Raw genomic sequence first — 18,754 nt, forward strand, 5'->3', positions numbered from 1 at the left:
GCGCCCACCGCCGGGTTCACTTCACATCGTGCTCGACGAGAAAAATCGACGTCGCCTCACGCAAACTGCGCGCTTTCTCCCGCAAGCCTGCCGACGCTGAAGCGACGCCCTTCACGTGCTGGACATCGCGCTCCAGCATCGCGTCCATCTTGCCCATGCCCTGACTGAACCGGTCGACGTCGTGGCTCTGGGCATCGCTCGATGCGCTGATATGCTCGATCAATCTGGCGACGTCCGCCACATCGCCGACAACGCGCCGCATGGCCTCGCCGGCGCGGGTCGCGAGCGTCGAGCCGTGCTCGACGCGCTGCAACGAATCGCCGATCAGGCCTTTGATTTCGCGCGCGGCGCTCGCGCTCCGATGGGCGAGCGTACGGACCTCCTCGGCGACCACCGAAAAGCCCCGTCCGTGACTACCGGCACGGGCCGCCTCGACCGATGCGTTGAGCGCGAGGAGGTTGGTCTGGAACGCGATGCTCTCGATCATCGCGATCATGTCGCCCATCCGATGCACGGCCTGATCGATCTCGGTCATCTTGGCGACGACCTCGCTGACAACCTGTTCGCTTTGCCGCACCGCGGTTGAGGTTTGCCGCGCGAGGCTGTCTGCCGAGGCCGCATGTTCCGCGCTCTCCCTGACCCGTTGCGCGATCTGCTCCATTGCCGTGTTGGTCGCGTTGAGCGTTTCGGCTTGGGTGGCGAATTCCTGCGACAAGGTGTGATTTTCGGCAGCGATACTGTCCGATGAGACCGCCATCTGGTCGATCGTCGCGGTGATTTCGCGCATCGCGTCATGAATGGCGTTGAGTGTGTCCTTGAAGGTGCGGCTGCTGGCACCTTCGAGCTTCATGGCCGGGAGGCGCAAATCGAATTGACCCGCTTGCCGCGACAGGTTTTCGCCAAGTACCGCGAGTTCCCGGCCCGTTTGCGCATCGGCCTTCATATGCCGCGCAATGAAAATCAGCAAGCCGGCCTGCACGACGACGTAGGCCGCATGGATCAACACGGTCGACCACGCGGGCTCGGTGAAGCAATAGGCCTCCAGGCCGGCAAGCTGCAGATAATTGAACGTGAAGTGATGCACTGCAATGACGCAGGCGGCACAGAGGATCGGGCGCCAATCCCGATAGGCCAGCAGGAACGACATCAGCACGAAGATGCCAAAGTGCAACTCCGTCAGGCCGCGTTCCTGATGAATCTGCAACGCAGCGAGGGTCATCAGGCTGGCAGCGAGGAAGAGACGCGTCACGAGTGCGCCTGAGCGCCAGTAAGTCAGCGTCGACGCAACGGCGACGGTAGGCAAGCCAACCCACAGCACGGCGCGCATGTTGTAGTCGCGTATCGCCAATAGGCAAGAGATCGCAAACAAGCCCCATACGACCGCGATCATGAGCCGGTCGGCTTTCACATAGACCGTGTGCAGCAACTCGTCCGGCTGTTTCATGGGGTCTCTCAGGAATTGTTCTTTATAGGTTGGGTACCGGTGCGCCATGCCTGCTTTCCGGAGGCAGTGTTGCATAAGGTCCGCAGGCACAGATGAGAATCGCGGCCGGGTTCACTCGCATACTTTGGGACACGTCGCGAGTGCCCCGGATTGCCGACCGTGGGCCTTGTCCACGCATGACGCAGATGCATAACGGCACGCGTGAGCGATTCTTTAGACAAATAAAAGTGGTGCAGTCCCGGCTAGCGAAGCTCAGGTTTTCGACTTCTTCGGTGCCTCCGTTCGACACACTCCCTGCAGGGTTAACGTTGGTATCCGCGCGATTACTGACCAACTATCCTCCATCTTGCCGATTAGACCGACCGGTCGGTTAATTAATAAAAGAACCTTATGTGGTCACCCAGGAGATGCGAAATGGCAAATGAGGATGTGCAGATCAGTTCTAGCGGCGCGCGCTGGCGGATCGTCCAGTCGTGCATGGTGTGGGGGGTTGTTGGTCTCTGTAGCGTATTGGTCACCGCGTGCGGCGGGGATGACGTGGCAGGCGGCACGCCGCCCGTGAGCAATGCCTCCAGATGCACGACGCTTAACGGCCAGACCGTCGGCGGCATCCTGATTACAGCCACGAAGCGCACCGAGGCGAGCGGTGGACTTCCGGCCTACTGCAAGGTGAGCGCGACCGGCGTCCACAGCACCACGCTCGACATCGAGGTCGACCTTCCGGACAACTACGCGAACCGCTTGTTGCATGCGGGCGGCGGCGGCTTCGACGGCACCATTCCGACGGTCGAATCGATCAACCAGCAACTTCCTCTCACCCAGCCGCTGCAACGCGGTATGGCATTCACCGCTTCAAACGGTGGCAACCGGGACGGTAATCCTGTCGATTTCATTAACAACGCGACCCAGAAACAGGACTACTCCTACGCAGCACTCGGCACCACTGTCCATTTTGCCAAAGCGGTGATTGCAGCCTTCTACGGTCAGGCACCCAAGTACACCTACTTCCAGGGCGCGTCGAACGGCGGCCGAAACGCTTACCTCGTCGCACAGGATTGGCCGGGCGATTACGACGGCATCATCGCCGGTTCGGAAACCATGAACATGGCAACGCAAACCATGGCATGGCTCAACATGGCTGCCAAGGCCGGAACACCCGCCATGCCCAGCCCCGCCCAATGGACGGCCGCCTATCAGGCCGCCGTGCAGCAGTGCGGGAACGCAAACGGGGTGATCCTGAACCCCGAGGCCTGCACCTACGATCCCGCGCCGCTGCAATGCGGAACCGCAGGCGCGCCGGCAGCGACATGCCTCACGCCCGCACAATTGCAAACCGTCCGGCAAGAGATTGGCGCGCTGGACACGAGCGGCGGAGCCCTGCTTTATTCCGGCTACGATTGGGCCGACTTCGGCAGTCCGTTAGGCGTCGGTGGATATACGGTACTGGGAGGCGGATTTGCCGGCATCGCGACAGGTAATGCCAATTGGCTCTTGCCGGCAACCGCACCAGGAAGTTTGCAAGCGACCTTTAACGTCGACACCGCCTATCCGGTCATCGCCGCAGGTTTGCAAAGCGCCGGTGCGGACCACAGCCTGCAGGCCATCGCACAGTATCTGGTCGCGGGCAAAAAACTGATCTCGTTCCACGGCGGTGCTGATCCGCTGCTGTCGCCTCGCGACCATCTCCGCAACTGGCTGGCCATGACGCAACTCGCAGGATCCGCGGCCAGTAACGCGCGGTTCTACCGCGAGGCCGGGGTGGGTCACGTCACCGGCGGCAATGGACCGGATCAGTTCGACTACGTGGGTCCCATGATCGCGTGGGTCGAGCAAGGCGTCGCGCCTGGTCAATTGACGATGACCAAATTCGACACCAATGGCAACGTGACAGCCACGCTTCCTGACTGCCCGTATCCGACGGTGCCGCACTACAACGGCTCAGGAAACATCAATCAGGCGGCCAGCTATAGCTGCGCAAGCAGTTAAAAAGCGCAACGGCCCGTGACGCGGACGAGAGACGACCACGAGTTGTCGCTCGTCCAACACAGGAGGCTTCTTGCGTCCGTTGGAACTCCGAAGCTTATGATGGATTCTTTCGACTGGGAGAATCTCCATGATCAGACGGCTGCTTACGATTGCTGTGGTGTCAGCGGGCGTCGTGATGGCGACGCCCACTCCTGCTCGCGCCGACGTGGACTCGGACAAGGCCGCCATCACGGAACGGCTGTCGCGGTGGGCGGATGCGTTCAACGCTCGCGATGCCAAAGGCGTCTGCGATGTGTTCGCAGCCGATCTGGTCTCAACCGTTCCTGAAGTGCTCGACGGCAATCGGCACACGCTCTGCAAAAGACTCGCTACCCTGCTGGCGAAACCGGATTTGAACCTCCATTACGACCACCCGGACATCCGCGAAATCATCGTGTCCGGGGATATCGCCGTCGTGCGGCTGTTCTGGACGCTCTCCGCCCGCAAGGGTGCCGAGCAGAGCGTGACCCATGAAGCAGGGATAGACATTTTCAAACGACAAGCGGACGGCAAATGGTCCATCGCCCGGTTCATGTCATTTAGCACCGCGCCGAATCAGGTCCTCGAGTAATTCGGCCGTCAGGATCAGCGAACCTCGGCCGCCCATGCCTCGGCGTCGGCGCCGGCCGGAATACGCAGCGGGGATGACGGGTCGGTCGCCGCGCGCCACACAGCTTCAGCGACGTCCTGCGCCTGGGTGATCGGGGAAGACGTGTCCCCCAACTCCGCAACGACCTTCTTGACGAGACCGGCATAGGCCTCATGGTCGAAGCCGTGCATATGGGCGCGCGCGTTCTCGCCGAAGCGGGTTCCGGGCGCACGGCCGGGCAATACCAGGCGCGCCCGCACGCCGAACTGCTCGAGCTCCAGCGCCATCGACTCGGTGAAGGCGTTCACGGCTGCCTTGCTTGCGCGGTAAGCGGCGAGCAGTGGCAACGCCTTCAGCGTTACGCTCGACGTGACGTTCACGACGACGCCGGCCCGACGCTCCCGAAACTGCGGCAGCACCGCTTGCGTCAATGCGATCGTGCCGAAGGTGTTGGTCTCGAAGACCTCGCGCACCGTCGCCATCGGCACGAGTTCGGCCGGTGAAGCCGCACCGAAGCCCGCGTTGTTGACGAGGACGTCGATCGGGCCCGCAGCCTCGACAGCCTGGCGAATGCTCTCCGGATTCGTGACGTCGAGCGCCAGCACGTGCAGGCGGTCTGACGGCGGCAGCACGTCGGCGCGCGGCGTGCGCATGGTGGCGACGACCTGCCAGTCGCGGGCGAGGAAGTAGCGAGCGGTCTCAAGGCCGAATCCGGAAGAGCAGCCGGTGATCATGACGGTTTTCATGGGAATGCTTTCCTGTGAAGTGGTTTTCGTGTGCCACTACGATAGATCGCCGCGCCCGTACTCGCTACAATCAATCATCCGAATTTCATTTGCAGGAGTCCGGCGATGATCGATCCGCTGGCCGAAGTCGTGACGCTGTTGCAGCCGGGTGCCCGGTTCTCCAAACTCGTCCTCGGCGCCAGCCCGTGGCGCATCAGCCGTTCTGATGCCGGCCAGCCGTTCTATTGCGTGATCCTCGAGGGCGGGTGCCGCATCGCGATCGACGGACACGAGCCCATCGAGCTTCTCTCGGGCGACTTCGTGCTGATTCCCGCGGCCTACGGCGTCGCGATGTCCAGCCTCGAGCCGCCGCCACCGGGTGTCGAGACGGCGGCGCCGATCGCGCTCGGCAACGGGGAATTCAGAATCGGCGCCCCGGATAGTCCCGTCGACACGCGAATGATGGCGGGCCACTGCAGCTTCGGCTCATCGGATGCATCCCTGCTCGTTTCGTTGCTACCGCAACTCGTGCATGTCCGCGGCGAACAGCGACTGGCCACGCTCGTGCAACTCGTGCGAGAGGAATCACGCGAGCAGCGGCCCGCGCGCGAGGTCGTGCTCTCGCGACTGCTCGAAGTGCTGCTCATCGAAGCGCTGCGGTCCACGGCAGGAACAAGCGCGTCGCCGGGTCTCGTGCGTGGACTCTCGGACGGCCGTCTCGCGGCCGCGATCCGCGGCATGCACGAAGACCCGACGCGCACATGGACAGTGGCCGAACTCGCGAAAGAGGCCGCGCTGTCGCGCTCGAGCTTTTTCGAGCGCTTCAGCCGCGCGGTCGGCGTTGCGCCGATGGAATATCTGCTCACCTGGCGCATGGCACTCGCGAAGGACCTGCTGCGTCGCAATGAAGGCCGTATCGCCGAGATTGCGCGGCGCGTCGGCTATAGCTCCGCCAGCACCTTCAGCGTGGCCTTCACGCGGCACGTTGGCCGGCCGCCTACGCAGTATGCCCGCGAGGAGCAGGCGGCCGTGAATGGCGCGTAGGACGGCGCAGACGAGCCGCCGCGCACAGCGCTTGAAAAAGGTCACCGCATGACCGTCGAGCTGACGACAACCTCATTGACATCCACCGCTCGCGGATCGATAAGCGCAAGCGGCACACATCTGTGCTCACGCTAATTTCACGTCAGGAAAAAAATAAGCGCGATAGAAATGGCATTTCGCAACGAATGAACCAAGGTAACCATCCCGAACGCTCGGCCCCGGCGCGTTTGTTCGACTACGAATACGTAACCCAGCACAAGGCCCACAGGAAACGTAGTGAGCACGTATTTCCAGCTGTAAAAATGCATCGACGCAAACAGCGCCGCAGACAACACGACCGCCGCCCAGGGACCTACACCCAATTTCCTGCGGAGCAACGTAATACATCCCCACTGATGGAATGCGGTTTCCGCCAGCGGTCCGATCAGACAGCCGACAATCAACGCAATGACAATGCCATGTGAGTGCAGTTCCGGGCCGCCCATCTTCTGGTGCGGAAAGAATAGATCGGCGGCATAGTCGAGCGGCAGCGGCAACAGCTCGCTGGCCAGCAACGCCAAAGGAATCATCAGCCATGGCGGTGTATTAAGCCCGAGCCCGAATAACGGGCCGTTTAAAGTTGACGACATCCCCGCGTTTGATGATTGCATGTTCTCTCCGGTCTTTTCTAATTATGGCGCTGGCCCATCCGCTCGCTGCTGCTGACGGGACAAACCGTCAGCGCGGATCAGCGCGAAGACCGATCACTGCGACGCTTCCATCTGCGCTTTTTCAAGCTCCGCATGGGCCTCGTCGACCTTGTGTTGCCGCTCGGCGATTTTCTTCGCGCTCTTGCCGTTGGCCTTCGCTTCCTGCAAATCGTGCTGGCGTTCAGAGAGTTTCTTTTGCGCGGCGGCCACCTTGCGTTGCGCCTCGTTGCGCAGCACCGCATCCGTGCAATTTGCGTTCATTTGAGCGAGCGCGGTTTCAAGGCCATCGACGCGTTTTGCATTGCCGTGCGCTTGCGCGTAGGCGATTTCTGCCTCGATCGAACTGCGCTTCGCATCGCAACCGTTTGTTTGCGCGGAACACACCATCGGATAGACCATCATGCCGAACAGGACTGCCTTGATCGCCGTATTCATGAGAGACCTCAAAGTAGTGGAGTATCGTTCGTTCATCGCGCGTTGTACTGCACGCAAAGTAGTAATCTTCAGTACTGGATATCGAACCATGCCAAATTCCCGCCCCGCTATAGCGGCGTGAATTGCAATGACGGAATGTCCAATTGAATGCCCCTTTAATACCGGAGCGCGGCTAGGCCGGCTACATCGAGTCGGGCCTGTCAGATAGCTTCGTCAATAAGGGCAACGCGGTCAGCCGACAATATAACTTGAGGAGCCCGACCTATGGGAAGCACCAATGCGGTTGTGGCGGCGGCAGTCGTCTTCGTGGGCAGTCACTTTGTCTTGTCCCATCCGCTGCGCAGGCCCTTGGCCCGCGCACTTGGCGAAGTGGGGTTTCTGGGCGTGTATTCGCTGGTCGCGATCCTGACGTTCGGCTGGCTGATCTGGGCCTACCTGAAAGCACCGCTGACGGCGCCGTTATGGCCGGTAGGAGACGCGCTCTGGGCATTAGTGACCGTGGTCATGCTGATCGCGTCGATCCTCCTGATGGGGTCGCTGATCCGCAATCCGGCGCTGCCCACCGGCGGCCGACCCGGCCCGTTCCCGGAAATCGCGCTCGGCGTGTTCGCCGTGACGCGCCACCCGATGATGTGGTCGTTCGCGCTTTGGGGGCTATGTCACGTCGCGGTATTTCCGGTGGCCAGGAGCATCATCCTCGCAGCGGCGATTGTCATTCTCGCGCTGGTCGGCGCCGCATTGCAGGACCGGAAGAAGGAGCAGCTCCAGCCCGATCTCTGGCCCGCGTGGGAGTCGAAGACGAGCTACTTGCCGTTCGCGGCGATCGCCGCTGGCCGGGCGCGGCTGGGCGGATTCGGTTTGCACGCGCTGTTGGGCGGCCTCGTCGTCTGGCTCGTCGCGACTTGGGCTCATAGGCCGCTTACCGGTTGGGCCGCGGGCATCTGGCGCTGGCTGTAGCTCTATTCCGGGCGCCTGGCCTTAGCGACCGCTCTTCATCGCGGACCTTCGCGCGATGGCCGATCTCGGCCTATCGCGCCATAGCCTCCTGTCGCAGCCACCTCAGACCGGCCGTCGCCGGCGCCGTCCGCCCGCTCCGTTGGAACCGGCCTCTGGCTCACGGTTTCGCGTTTCCTTCCTGGTTCCGGAACGCCGCCTCTCCGGCATCCGACACCTCAACCCACTTCTTGTCGGGTTCGGCGTCCGCGGCATAGCTGTCGTGCCAGTTCCACCACTTGTAGGTCGGTGTCTGCGGATAGCCTGCGGGCGAGTCCTCCCAAGCCTCCTGCCGCCCCAGCGGCGTGATGTCGAGGTAGTTCCAGGTACCGCCCATCTGTTCGTCGCCACGGTTGTTGATGAAGTACGTGCGGAACACGCGGTCGCCGTCCCGGTAGAACACGTTCGTGCCGTGCCATTCCGCGACGCCGAAGTCGGCGTCGAAGCTGTCCGTGACGGTGAACCACGGTATCTCCCAGCCCATCTGCGCCTTCAGCCGCGCGATATCCGCCTGAGGCGCTCGCGAGACGAACACGAGCGTGGTATCGCGGGCGTTCAGATGAGCGAGGTGCGCGACCTGGTCGGCCACCATGGAACAGCCCCGGCAGGCGTGATCGGGCCAGCCAAACACGCCCGGTTCGAAGAACGCGCGGTACACGATCAGTTGACGCCGGCCTTCGAACAGGTCGAGCAGACTGGCCTTGCCTGCGGGCCCTTCGAATGCGTACGCCTTCTCCACCGCGATCCACGGCATGCGCCGGCGCTCGGCGGCCAGCGCGTCACGGGCGCGGCTATGGGCTTTCTCCTTCACGAGCATCTGCTCGCGGGCCGCCTCCCACGCCTCGGCCGAGACGACCGGTGGTGTCTGCATGGCAGGCTGTCCGTCTTTCTGTCCGTTGCTGGTTGCGGTAGTCATGATCTTTGCTATCTCCTGGTTCGGGTGAATTGCCGCGCCTCATGGATGAAACGCGACCCCATTCGTTGCGCAACGCTCATCGTTGGCTATGAGACAGTTTTGCACCGGAGATCGAACGTTGGGAGTAACAAGTGTGGCGGTATTCCGATGCGGTTTCCGGTCGTCGCTGCAATGCATGTGCCCGGGGCGTCGCCGGTGGTGGCAGAAACGCCGCATCATTGGAAGGCGGCCTGATAGACCTTCGGCGTCACGCCGGTCTGCTGTTTGAACACGCGCGTGAAGTGCGATTGATCGGCAAAACCCATTCGCGTGCCCACCTCGACAATTGGCCTGCCGACTCGCAACAACGGCATGGCACCGCGCACGCGTTCCTGTTGCTGGAAGGCATGCGGGCTCAGGCCCGCTTCGCGCACGAAGGCTCGCAGAAGCACGAAAGGCGTTACGCCAAACTCGCCCGCCAGCGTCGACAACGTCAGGCGTGCGTGCAGGTCGTCGCGCAGGCGAGACTTGACCGCGCGCACCAGCGCAGGCTCGGGGCGCACTACCGGCAGCGCGGCAGCCCGGCCCGCATGCCGTGTATGCAAGCCGATCACGGCGCCGGCCAGCGTTTCACTGCGCTTGAAGCCGTCGTGGTCTACTTCGGAACACCAGTTCACACCGTAAAGCTGCTGCGAAAGTTCAGCGTCGACGACGAACGGACTCGGCATGTCGAACCGCTCGCGCCGGGGAATGCCAAGCCTCTCGCAATAGGCGGCGAGTGCTGCCGGTTGCACATGGGCCACGCGCATCTTCCATTGCCCGTCGCCCGCGGCCGACCCGGCATGCACTATGTCGGCGTCGATCACGATCACGTCGCCACGGCGGCACACGTGCCGCCGGTCCTGAACCTCGACCGCCAGCGCCCCGCCCGTAATCACCGCAAGGCAATGCGTGTCGTGCGCGTGCGGCGGATAACGATGGCCGACGAAGCGGCCCTTGAGCATGACGGCGTCCATGACGTCCGGCGCGTGCCAGAGCTTGATCGAGCGCGTCGCTCCATGGGTGTTCATGACGAGGCTGCTCCTGGAAGGGGCTGAAAAATCTCATCATAGTCCTCTAGCCGCGGCATCGGCATGCGCGGCTGCTCGTCGAGGCGGATCGGAAGAGCTCACATCGTCGCCGCGCAATTCCAGCAGGCGCTGGGCTTCATGGGCCATGGCCGTGCAGAAGGAGCGCGGCTCCGGGTGGGCATGGACGACGTGAACTTTATACATGAGGGATCGAGCGCCAGGTAACGGCGGGAATGAAGTGATTCAGATGCGCAAGCTTACGCTGGATAGCTTCGCCGGCGGACAGCGTAGCGCCTTCCAGCAGCAGAGATCGCATACGTTGCAGCGCTGTCGGTGCCTCGGCGGGTCTATGCCCACGGACCAGACCTGGCCGTGCAGCTCCGCGGTGAGTGTTGCACTCATCACGCAAACAGCGAAAAGCCGCCGACCAGTTTGCCGACCCGCTTCTTAGGCCCGACCAGCCCGACTGCCAGATACTGGAGCGACTCGCCCGGCAGCGCATGCACCGCGTCCAGGAAGGCGCCGTAGTCGACGGTGGCCTGCCCTTGCACCGGAAAATCGACCACGTCGCAATACGCCAACGATTTCTGCCGCAGCGCGTGCAATTGATCAGCCGTGGCTTTGAGAATCGGGATGCCGATAGGAATGAGACCCGGGTGCGCCGTGCCGTCCTGCTCTCGCAAGGGCTCTCCGACGAGATGGCCGTGGCGCTGGCCCAGCGTGAACGCCACCACGGCCGCGGCGTTCGAGGCTTTGCCGGGCGGGAGCGATTCGTCTACGACGATGACGCAACGCTGCGGCTCGAGCGGGGCTTCAATGGCGATAGCGTCGCCCGGTTCGTTCTGTAATAACAAAGCATCTCTCCAGGAAAACAATCGATGGGGAGATGCTAGGTAGATTCAGGCCGAAAGTATTGGACGATTTTGCAGCGAGCCGAGGTGGTGTGTCGGCGGCGATGAAACAGTCGAACAAGTACCCCACTTAGCCCGCATTCAATCATTCAATCTTTCAACGCAGCATTGAACGCGGGAAACAGTCCCGAACTGTCGAGCAAACGCCCGAACTCGCCAAGCCGTCGATGCAAATACGCCGGCACATCGACATGCGCATAGTCATAAAATCCACGCGCATCGCGCAGTCCATCCCGGCCTTCGCGCATGTTGTCACTGACGATCTGCGCCGGCAAAAACCGCGGATCGATCTGGTTCGCGAGATAGTGCGACGCGTAGTACAAAATGTCGCAGCCTCCCCAATCGATGAATTCGAGCAATCCCAGCACTGAGAAGCGTAGTCCGAAACCGGTACGAATCGCGATGTCGATATCTTCCGCACTGGCGACCCCCTCCTCGACCATCCGGGCTGCTTCGTTCATCGCGAGCGCCTGGATGCGCGGCACGATGTAACCCGCCGACGGTGCGCACACCACGGGTACCTTACCGATCCGACGCAACAACTGAACCACGCTTTGCACCGCCGTCTCAGCAGTCAGGTCGCTACGGCTCACCTCGACAAGCGGCATGAGATGAGCGGGATTCAACCAGTGCGCGTTGAGCAGCCGTTGCGGGTGCGGGACGATTCGCTGTAACTCCGTGACGAGAAACGTCGACGTGGTCGACGCGATCAACGCCTGAGCGCTGACATGCTCACACAGCCAGGCAAACGCCGTCTGTTTCGCCTGCATCACCTCGGGAACAGCCTCGAACACGATCTCCGCCGCAGCCAGATTCAACCGCGCGTCCGCGCGATCCACGATCAGGACGCGCCCGATCGTCTCGGCTGCCTGAGCATCGGTAATCCGCCCAAATGCCACCTGGGACTGCAACTGCCGCAGTATTTCGCCGCGCGCAGTCTTCTCGAACTGGACGCGGGCCTGCGCGTCGCGCTCCTTGAAGTCGATCATCGTGACGTTCAGGCCCGCGTATGCGAAGGCAAGTGCGATGCCCTGGCCCATGCGACCCGCACCGAGGATATGAACCCGCTCAATCGCCGCGCTCGTGCTCATTGGTCAAAACCCCGCTGGAGCAACGCGGTCATCTCATCGCGCGAAAGCGAGGCGAGACCCAGCTGTTCAAGCGTTCGGCCTTCACGATACAGATCGCGCTCGGACACCGCGCTTGCCACGCTCAGCAGGCCTTCGGCAATCGGCGTGGGGACACCAGCCCAGCGGCCCGCAGACACCAGAAACGACAAGCCGAGGCGAGTGTCCTCCAGCATGTAGCGATGCGTCTTCAGGTCGATGTCCTCGCGCCAGTCGCCGCTGTCCGTCAGCTTGCCGTGCGCCCCTCGCCCATACATCCATTCGTCGCCGTCGCTGGCGTAATGGTCCGCGAGCGGGAAGTGCGGAGCGCCGTAGCCAAGCCCCTCCCGAATTGCGATGCGCTCGGCGTCGAGTGCGCTCGTCACCCTGCGGATGGACGGCTGGGTGCCCTCGTTATGGATATCCCATGCGTCGAAGTGCTCGAGTGGCCCCGCGTTCATCATGATCAGCGGCGGGTGGATCACCGGTCCCGCATTCATCAAGGCGCCGCTCAACGCATCTTCGATCGGCTCGACCGACGGGTAGCCTTCCTTCAGGATGCCAACCGCCCACGTGGCGTGTTGCGCGGGAAAAACGCCGGTCGGCAAACGGGTCGCATACGCGCTCACCACGACGGTGTCGTCAGCGTGCTTACGCGCCAGATACGGCAACGTACCGGTCTCGGCAAATGCGACCCGGTGAGTGTTGCCCACGTCATGCATGGCCTTGGCGAATACATAGCTGCCGAATGTGCCTGGCGGCAGGAACACCACCTGATCATCGCGAAGCAGCGGCGCGAGTTGTGTCGCCAGCGCCGTGTGCGTGGTCGAAGGCAATGGAATCACGATCAGCCGCGCGCCCGTGACAGCGTCCGCGAGGTCGTCGACGATCCGCACGGCTCCCGCAGCCTCTCCCAACGGCAGCCGCCGCTCGCCGCGGAAATCCTTCACTTTCAACGAGCCGCCTTCGCGCAGTTGCGCGGAGGCTGTCGTATCGCGGCGCCACCACGTCACGCGATGACCTTTTTCCAGCATGTCGACTACCGCCGCATAGCAACCATGGCCGCCGCCCAATACGCTCACATTCATCGCAGTTCTCCTGATTGGATACCGCTCAGGCTACGCGGACGACACGGCAAGAGCGCTTCATGGCGCGCAATCCGCATTCAAATCCGGCAACTGCACGACGCGTGATAGTCAGCGTCTCTCATTGCGCCGTACGGGTCGATCCGTCTTGCACGCTAAATTTGACCGCCGCATGATGCGGATGTCACCTGTTTCATGCTTCGAGGTCCATGAATGGATATTGCGATTTCCCGCAAATACCGTAACCGTCTTCTCGCATCGCATGCGTGCGAGGAGATCGAACGGGAAGTCTCGCGCGCGCTCTGCCCGCACCGGATGGAAGTGGCCGGTCGAGGACCGTTGAACGCCGAACTGTATGGCATTGCGCTGCACCAGGCATCGCTTCTCGAACTCCACTATGGCCGCGAAACGCACATCGACGCCGGAGATCTCAGCGATCACTATCTGTTTCGCACCACGCTCTCCGGGCAGTGCGCGCTTGAATCTGGGAATGAGCGTGTTTCGCTGCGTGCGGGCAGTCTGAGCGTATCGTCGCCCACGCGTACGAGCCGCATCGATACGGATCGCGAGTGCCGCAACCTGCTGCTGCGCATCGATCGCGCCGCGCTGGAAGTCAAACTTGCCGACATGCTGAACGACAGCGTGCGGCAACCCCTGGTGTTCGACATGTCTGTCGACGGCATGCACACCGGCACGACCATCTTTCTGTCGACACTGCGCTACCTATGCAATCTGTGCGACCAGTTCGATGAACCCGCGCAACACAGAATCTTCGGCCCTGACCTCACGCAATGGCTGATGACGGTACTGCTGAGCCAACTGCCGCATTCATACAGCCTGACGCTGGCGAAAGCCTCGCCTTCGCCGCTGCCGGTTCACGTGCGCCGCGCGCGCGACTATATCGACGCCCACCTCGACGAAGCCCTGCGCATCGACGATCTCGCCCGCGCCGCCGGCGTGTCGACGCGCACGCTGCAAAACGGCTTCGCGCAATTTCTTGCCACGTCGCCCGGCGGTTACATTCGCGAGCGGCGTCTGGAAGCGGTACATCGCGCCCTGCAGGCAGACGCTGAACGTTCGGTCACCGACATCCTCGTTGCGCATGGCATTCAAAGCTTCGGCCATTTTGCGAAGGCCTACGCGCGGCGCTTCGGCTACCTGCCGTCGGCAACCGGCAAGCGCTCCGCACGCCACTGATACAGCGCCATGCACAGCGACACGACCGCCACGGCGAACGAGCATACGCATGAGATCCTGCCCATTCCTCACGCGGACGGCGCGCCGCGCGTCCAGGATCTCGATCTGAATCTGCTGAAGGCGTTTCACGCCGTGCATGTGGAGAAAAATGTCGGCCGCGCCGCGCTCCGCCTGGGTATGACACAGCCGTCGGTGAGCCACGCGTTGAGCCGGCTGAGGCTGGTGTTTCATGACGCGCTGTTCGTGCGCACCGCACGCGGCGTGGAAGCGACGCCGCGTGCGGAAAGGCTGGCGGGATCGATCGATCGTGTCCTGAGTCTGCTTCAGGAAGCGCTTGATGAAGGGTCGCAGTTCGGTCCCGCAACGTCGCGCCGAGTGTTCCGTCTGCATATGAGCGACTTTGCGGAAAGCGCGTTTCTGCCCACCCTCATGCGCGAACTCGACACACGTGCGCCCGGCGTGGTGATCGAAACACATCATATCGACGAGAGCCAGTTCAACGTCGAGCTCGAATCCGGCCGGATCGACTTCGCGCTCGGGCATTTCCCCCATGCATCGAGCCACTTTCACCACAGTGAACTGCTTCAGGAGCGCTATGTCCTATTGATGGCACGGCGCGCGGCACAACAGTTCGAACTGGAAGCGGACTTCACGTTGGGCAGCAAGCCCGTCCCCGCCGGACTGCATTTCATCGCGGTGACTTCGCATCCGCAAGCGGGCGAACTGCTTCGACGGTACGGACTCACCTCCCGTGTGCGAATTGCAGTGCCCGACTTCATGGTGGTGCCTGCCATTCTGAGCCGTTGCGATTATGCGTTGATTCTGCCGCGTACCGTGGCACGAGCTTTTCTGACACTCGGCGACTCCGCCGCCTTCGAGATCGATGACGCCGCCACGTGGCCCGTGAATGCCTATTGGCACCGGCGCTTCGATGCCGATCCAGGACATCGCTGGCTGCGCGGCTTGCTGATGGAGCTATTCCGCATCGGCACGCGCGAACCCTTTGAAAGCTGGCTCGCGGAGCCACTCGACCTTCATCCTGAGCGCGCTCAGGATGCGTGACGCAAGCCGGCGACGACGCGAATCTCAGGCCGCGCGCCGCCTAGAATGCGGTCATGATGCCCGCGACCACCGAACTCGCGGTCGCGCCCGGCTTCGCCACCGCTACACCACCGCCGGCCGCGCCATTGACCGTGAAGGACGCGTGTGCGCCGTTGCGGATCATCGCCGCGCCCGTGTACAAGACGGTACGCTTTGATAACGGGTAGTCGTAGCGCACGGCGAACGAGTCGGCATTGCCTTCGCTGTCGGCAACCTTGCGGTAGTGACCGTAACTCAACAGAACCAGCGCATTGCCCACGGGCACTGTCGCGTCCAGTTCAAACAGATCGCTATGCGGATTCGAAACCGCGGCGTTCACACCGGTGGCCACGTCCGGACCGCCACGGTGGCGCATATAGATGAACGCTGGTTTGATGAAACCGAAATCGTAGGAAACCGCGCCGAGCGCGTAGTTGCCCGGAGCCGTCTGGCTATTCGCGTTCAGCGCGGCGGCACTCGCCGGGCTGAAGGTTTGCTGCAGATAGTCGACATCGACCGAAAGACTGCCGGCCACATAGTTGAGCGACGCACCGTAGGTGTCGCCGAGCGTTGACGGCACATTCGTTGCGCCGTTCGCGCCACGGGCCACGATCGCCCTCAGCAGCACACCGGCCAAGCGCGGCGACGAGTAACGCACCGAGTTGTTGACACGCAGAAACGCCGGTCCAACGAAATTGTTCGCCGCATTTCCCCACGCCAGGCCCGCACCGTATCCCGGCAGACTGTAGGTGACGAACGAGGTGTGCAGGACCGTGTAATTCACGCCCGCCTGCAATGCGCCAAACGGCCCCGACAGCCCGACCCACGACTCCCGCCCGAATAACGCGCCATTGTTGCCGAGCGCGCCATTGGCAGAGCTGAAGCCATTTTCCAGTTTGAAGATCGCGCGATATCCGCCGCCCAGATCTTCGGCGCCTTTCAATCCCCACTGGCTCGCGAAGATATCGCCGCTGCCCATGCGCACCCCATGATTGGGACCGAAGTTCGTGTATTCGATCGATGTATCGATGCGTCCGTACAAGGTCACACCCGACTGCGCGAACGCAGGCGCCACTGCCAGGCTCAGCAGTGACGCGCACCACTTCCAGTTATTCATTCTTATCGTTCCAGCCAGAGATTGATCTTTCCTCAGCCGTGCGATACGAAACCACACGGCACATTTTTTCCCCGTCGTTCACGAACTGCGCCGAACGATGCAGAAAACGAAGCGAGTCTAGGAAGATCAATATCCAGCGTCGATCAACGCGCCGGTATAACACTTATAGACAGTGCGCATGACGCGCATTCGAACAGCACGCTACGCTTCGGCACGCCTTATGTGACGCCGCTCCAATGCCCGCACCCTGGGAAAATCTTTAGCTGACCAGGTGAATGCCGCAACGTCGCGACCGGATTTGCGCATATGTTTCGGAAATTTGTTTACGTACCCTGCATTTCCGGAACACCGCATGGCGATCTTTTCTCATGCCAGACGACGCATATCGCGAGCATCGCAAACGTGCAGCGCTGAATACCGACCAATTGGAGAACCGAGATGGCCGCATCGACGAGCAGTAAGCCTGAGGACAAGAGCTACAGGTACGAGTGGTACGTGGTTGTGATTTGCATGCTTGCGTATGTGCTTTCATTTGTGGACAGACAGGTCCTCGCGCTCATGATCGAGCCGATCAAGCAAGACCTGCATCTGACCGACACGCAGTTCAGCCTGTTGCACGGATTCGCGTTTTCTCTGTTCTACGCGGTGATGGGGATGCCCCTTGCCTATCTCGCCGATCGCTTCGCTCGTCCACGCATCATCGCGACCGGCATCGCGCTGTGGAGCTTCGCCACCGCTGCTTGCGGTCTTAGCCAAAGCTTCATCCACATGTTTCTTGCGCGGATGAGCGTTGGCGTGGGCGAGGCCGCACTCTCTCCCGGCACCTATTCGATGTTGAGCGATTACTTTCCGAAGGACAGGCTTGGCCGCGCAGCGGGCGTCTATTCGCTGGGCTCGTTCATCGGCGGCGGGATCGCATTCCTGATTGGCGGCTACGTGATCGCCCTGCTCAAACAGATGACGACCTTCTCCTTGCCGTTCATCGGCGACGTTCGCTCGTGGCAACTGACGTTCTTCATCGTCGGGTTGCCCGGCTTCCTCGTCGCGCTGCTGTTCATTCTGACCGTGCGCGATCCGCAACGCAAAGGACTCGAGCAGGATGTTGCCGGCAACGCAAAGCGCGTGTCGATGGCCGATTCGCTGCGCTTCATCGGCACGCACGGCAAGACGTTCTTCTGCCATTACCTCGGCTTTTCGTTCTACGCGATGACGCTCTTCTGCCTGATGAGCTGGACGCCCGCGTTCTATATTCGTCGTTTCGGGCTCACACCGGTCGAGGCGGGCTATACGCTCGGCGCGATACTTCTCGTCGCGAATACCGCCGGGGTGTTTTGCGGCGGCTGGCTCAACGACTGGCTGTTGAAGAAAGGCCGCACGGACGGCCCCATGCTCGCGGGCTTCATCGGTGCGGCCGGTCTTCTGGTACCGGCGGTCGCTTTCACGCAGGTCGGCAGCCTTGGCCTGTCGCTCACGTTGCTGGTGGTTGCCATGTTCTTCGCCTCGTTCCCGATGCCCACTTCCACGGCCGCCATGCAGACCTTGGCGCCGAATCAGATGCGCGCACAAATTTCCGCCGTGTTCCTGCTAATTTCGAATCTGATCGCGTTGGGTATCGGTACGACACTCGTCGCGCTTCTGACCGACAAGGTGTTCGGTTCTCCCAAGGCGGTAGGCAATTCGATGTCGCTCGTCAACCTGGTCGCAACGGCGTTGGCGGTGGGACTGCTCTGGTTTGGCTGCAAGCAGTACCGACTGAGTCTTGAGCGCGAGGAGGCTCGCAAGAGCATGAACGATGCGCGGACTTTGGAGGTTACCGTGGCAGCGCTCGTGCCGGAACAAGTGGAACGATGACGAGGTTTGACTCGGTCGATCCAGAGCCGCCCTTCGGCCGCGTGATCTGAATGACCGGTGTCTGGGCGACTCCGACATCGGTTCAACGCCTGGCCACCTTTCGCTAAGGTTCACTTGCGCTCGATCCCGAAGATTCGCAGGTCCAGTAATTGCTGCGAGATTCAACGACGCATCCAGCATGCGTCGCTGGTTCCGGGAACATGCCTGCCGTCGCGTGTCCGAGGTGTGTCATCTCGCGCCCATGCTATCTTTAGATAGTTGGAAGGAGATTCCAGATGAAAACCATGACGTGCAAAGAGCTCGCCGGCAAATGTGATCAAAAATTGTCGGCTGAATCATGGGACGACATGGTGAAAGCCATGACGAAACATGTCATGGACAAGCATCCGGATGTTGCCAAGGAAATGGAAGAGATGTACAAACAAGATCCGCACAAATGGGGTAAAGAAATGAAACCCAAATGGGACGCAACGCCTGAACTCTGAGCGTTCGCCGGTT

At 61.8% G+C, this 18,754-nt stretch carries 18 protein-coding genes; 8 read left to right on the forward strand and 10 right to left on the reverse strand.

All coding sequences use genetic code 11. The features are described 5' to 3' along the window. Positions 1-16: 16 nt before the first annotated feature. Positions 17-1,444 carry a methyl-accepting chemotaxis protein gene (locus tag PQR53_RS02325; protein WP_408450947.1) on the reverse strand — a complete coding sequence of 476 codons (1,428 nt, stop codon included), beginning with the start codon at positions 1,442-1,444 and terminating at the stop codon, positions 17-19. A 537-nt stretch (positions 1,445-1,981) separates the two neighbouring features. On the opposite strand from PQR53_RS02325, the gene PQR53_RS02330 reads away from it, so the two are divergent. Then, on the forward strand, positions 1,982-3,430 hold the full coding sequence (locus PQR53_RS02330) for a tannase/feruloyl esterase family alpha/beta hydrolase (RefSeq protein ID WP_408450948.1): 1,449 nt from the start codon (positions 1,982-1,984) through the stop codon (positions 3,428-3,430). A 127-nt stretch (positions 3,431-3,557) separates the two neighbouring features. Then, positions 3,558-4,040 (forward strand): YybH family protein, encoded by a 483-nt coding sequence (locus tag PQR53_RS02335; protein WP_408450949.1) that lies wholly within the window; start codon positions 3,558-3,560, stop codon positions 4,038-4,040. Positions 4,041-4,054: 14 nt separating this feature from the next. Here PQR53_RS02335 and PQR53_RS02340 read toward each other — a convergent pair whose 3' ends face one another. Continuing rightward, entirely contained in the window at positions 4,055-4,804 is a 750-nt protein-coding gene (locus PQR53_RS02340) for an SDR family oxidoreductase (protein ID WP_408450950.1), read from the reverse strand. Between the two features lie 105 nt (positions 4,805-4,909). Between PQR53_RS02340 and PQR53_RS02345 the strand changes: the two genes are divergently transcribed. After that, the gene (locus tag PQR53_RS02345) at positions 4,910-5,827 is read left to right on the forward strand and encodes an AraC family transcriptional regulator (protein WP_408450951.1); all 918 of its coding nucleotides are present in this window, start codon (positions 4,910-4,912) and stop codon (positions 5,825-5,827) included. A gap of 137 nt (positions 5,828-5,964) precedes the next feature. Here PQR53_RS02345 and PQR53_RS02350 read toward each other — a convergent pair whose 3' ends face one another. Further along, the gene (locus PQR53_RS02350; protein WP_408450952.1) at positions 5,965-6,477 is read right to left on the reverse strand and encodes a CPBP family intramembrane glutamic endopeptidase; all 513 of its coding nucleotides are present in this window, start codon (positions 6,475-6,477) and stop codon (positions 5,965-5,967) included. 93 nt (positions 6,478-6,570) lie between these two features. Next, entirely contained in the window at positions 6,571-6,951 is a 381-nt protein-coding gene (locus tag PQR53_RS02355) for a DUF1090 domain-containing protein (protein ID WP_408450953.1), read from the reverse strand. A 264-nt stretch (positions 6,952-7,215) separates the two neighbouring features. On the opposite strand from PQR53_RS02355, the gene PQR53_RS02360 reads away from it, so the two are divergent. Then, positions 7,216-7,908: an NnrU family protein gene (locus tag PQR53_RS02360; RefSeq protein WP_408450954.1), complete on the forward strand. Its 693-nt coding sequence runs from the start codon at positions 7,216-7,218 to the stop codon at positions 7,906-7,908. 157 nt (positions 7,909-8,065) lie between these two features. On the opposite strand, the gene PQR53_RS02365 is transcribed toward PQR53_RS02360, so the two are convergent. From PQR53_RS02365 to PQR53_RS02385, 5 genes are all read right to left on the reverse strand, one after another. After that, positions 8,066-8,860, reverse strand: coding sequence for a DUF899 domain-containing protein (locus tag PQR53_RS02365; protein WP_408450955.1), 795 nt, complete (start codon positions 8,858-8,860; stop codon positions 8,066-8,068). Between the two features lie 215 nt (positions 8,861-9,075). Next, positions 9,076-9,909: an AraC family transcriptional regulator gene (locus tag PQR53_RS02370; protein ID WP_408450956.1), complete on the reverse strand. Its 834-nt coding sequence runs from the start codon at positions 9,907-9,909 to the stop codon at positions 9,076-9,078. Positions 9,910-10,310: 401 nt separating this feature from the next. Further along, positions 10,311-10,763, reverse strand: coding sequence for a DUF2000 domain-containing protein (locus PQR53_RS02375; protein WP_408450957.1), 453 nt, complete (start codon positions 10,761-10,763; stop codon positions 10,311-10,313). A gap of 146 nt (positions 10,764-10,909) precedes the next feature. Beyond that, positions 10,910-11,911, reverse strand: coding sequence for a 3-hydroxybutyryl-CoA dehydrogenase (locus PQR53_RS02380; protein ID WP_408450958.1), 1,002 nt, complete (start codon positions 11,909-11,911; stop codon positions 10,910-10,912). Continuing rightward, positions 11,908-13,014, reverse strand: coding sequence for an NAD/NADP-dependent octopine/nopaline dehydrogenase family protein (locus tag PQR53_RS02385; RefSeq protein ID WP_408450959.1), 1,107 nt, complete (start codon positions 13,012-13,014; stop codon positions 11,908-11,910). The genes PQR53_RS02380 and PQR53_RS02385 overlap by 4 nt, the downstream gene beginning before the upstream one ends. A gap of 210 nt (positions 13,015-13,224) precedes the next feature. Between PQR53_RS02385 and PQR53_RS02390 the strand changes: the two genes are divergently transcribed. Both PQR53_RS02390 and PQR53_RS02395 read left to right on the forward strand, forming a co-directional pair. Next, a complete protein-coding gene (locus PQR53_RS02390) occupies positions 13,225-14,208 on the forward strand; it encodes an AraC family transcriptional regulator (protein WP_408450960.1) in 984 nt (327 codons plus the stop codon). A 9-nt stretch (positions 14,209-14,217) separates the two neighbouring features. Next, positions 14,218-15,270, forward strand: coding sequence for a LysR family transcriptional regulator (locus PQR53_RS02395; protein ID WP_408450961.1), 1,053 nt, complete (start codon positions 14,218-14,220; stop codon positions 15,268-15,270). Between the two features lie 40 nt (positions 15,271-15,310). On the opposite strand, the gene PQR53_RS02400 is transcribed toward PQR53_RS02395, so the two are convergent. Continuing rightward, entirely contained in the window at positions 15,311-16,405 is a 1,095-nt protein-coding gene (locus tag PQR53_RS02400; RefSeq protein WP_408450962.1) for a porin, read from the reverse strand. A gap of 438 nt (positions 16,406-16,843) precedes the next feature. Here PQR53_RS02400 and PQR53_RS02405 point away from each other — a divergent pair, with 438 nt between their 5' ends. Both PQR53_RS02405 and PQR53_RS02410 read left to right on the forward strand, forming a co-directional pair. Continuing rightward, positions 16,844-18,256, forward strand: coding sequence for a spinster family MFS transporter (locus tag PQR53_RS02405; protein ID WP_408450963.1), 1,413 nt, complete (start codon positions 16,844-16,846; stop codon positions 18,254-18,256). Positions 18,257-18,531: 275 nt separating this feature from the next. Further along, complete coding sequence (locus PQR53_RS02410) at positions 18,532-18,741, forward strand: DUF1059 domain-containing protein (protein WP_408450964.1); 210 nt, start codon at positions 18,532-18,534, stop codon at positions 18,739-18,741. Positions 18,742-18,754: the final 13 nt, after the last annotated feature.

Origin of the sequence: Paraburkholderia fungorum, assembly GCF_046027605.1 — a bacterium.
GTDB lineage: Bacteria > Pseudomonadota > Gammaproteobacteria > Burkholderiales > Burkholderiaceae > Paraburkholderia > Paraburkholderia fungorum_F.

Bases quoted from the DNA above. Each gene is read 5' to 3' on its own strand.
- PQR53_RS02395 (WP_408450961.1), top strand. From the start codon at position 14,218: ATGCACAGCGACACGACCGCCACGGCGAACGAGCATACGCATGAGATC.
- PQR53_RS02340 (WP_408450950.1), bottom strand. From the start codon at position 4,804: ATGAAAACCGTCATGATCACCGGCTGCTCTTCCGGATTCGGCCTTGAG.
- PQR53_RS02365 (WP_408450955.1), bottom strand. From the start codon at position 8,860: ATGACTACCGCAACCAGCAACGGACAGAAAGACGGACAGCCTGCCATG.
- PQR53_RS02380 (WP_408450958.1), bottom strand. From the start codon at position 11,911: ATGAGCACGAGCGCGGCGATTGAGCGGGTTCATATCCTCGGTGCGGGT.
- PQR53_RS02370 (WP_408450956.1), bottom strand. From the start codon at position 9,909: ATGAACACCCATGGAGCGACGCGCTCGATCAAGCTCTGGCACGCGCCG.
- PQR53_RS02410 (WP_408450964.1), top strand. From the start codon at position 18,532: ATGAAAACCATGACGTGCAAAGAGCTCGCCGGCAAATGTGATCAAAAA.
- PQR53_RS02405 (WP_408450963.1), top strand. From the start codon at position 16,844: ATGGCCGCATCGACGAGCAGTAAGCCTGAGGACAAGAGCTACAGGTAC.
- PQR53_RS02400 (WP_408450962.1), bottom strand. From the start codon at position 16,405: ATGAATAACTGGAAGTGGTGCGCGTCACTGCTGAGCCTGGCAGTGGCG.
- PQR53_RS02335 (WP_408450949.1), top strand. From the start codon at position 3,558: ATGATCAGACGGCTGCTTACGATTGCTGTGGTGTCAGCGGGCGTCGTG.
- PQR53_RS02390 (WP_408450960.1), top strand. From the start codon at position 13,225: ATGGATATTGCGATTTCCCGCAAATACCGTAACCGTCTTCTCGCATCG.
- PQR53_RS02325 (WP_408450947.1), bottom strand. From the start codon at position 1,444: ATGAAACAGCCGGACGAGTTGCTGCACACGGTCTATGTGAAAGCCGAC.
- PQR53_RS02385 (WP_408450959.1), bottom strand. From the start codon at position 13,014: ATGAATGTGAGCGTATTGGGCGGCGGCCATGGTTGCTATGCGGCGGTA.
- PQR53_RS02355 (WP_408450953.1), bottom strand. From the start codon at position 6,951: ATGAATACGGCGATCAAGGCAGTCCTGTTCGGCATGATGGTCTATCCG.
- PQR53_RS02345 (WP_408450951.1), top strand. From the start codon at position 4,910: ATGATCGATCCGCTGGCCGAAGTCGTGACGCTGTTGCAGCCGGGTGCC.
- PQR53_RS02350 (WP_408450952.1), bottom strand. From the start codon at position 6,477: ATGCAATCATCAAACGCGGGGATGTCGTCAACTTTAAACGGCCCGTTA.
- PQR53_RS02360 (WP_408450954.1), top strand. From the start codon at position 7,216: ATGGGAAGCACCAATGCGGTTGTGGCGGCGGCAGTCGTCTTCGTGGGC.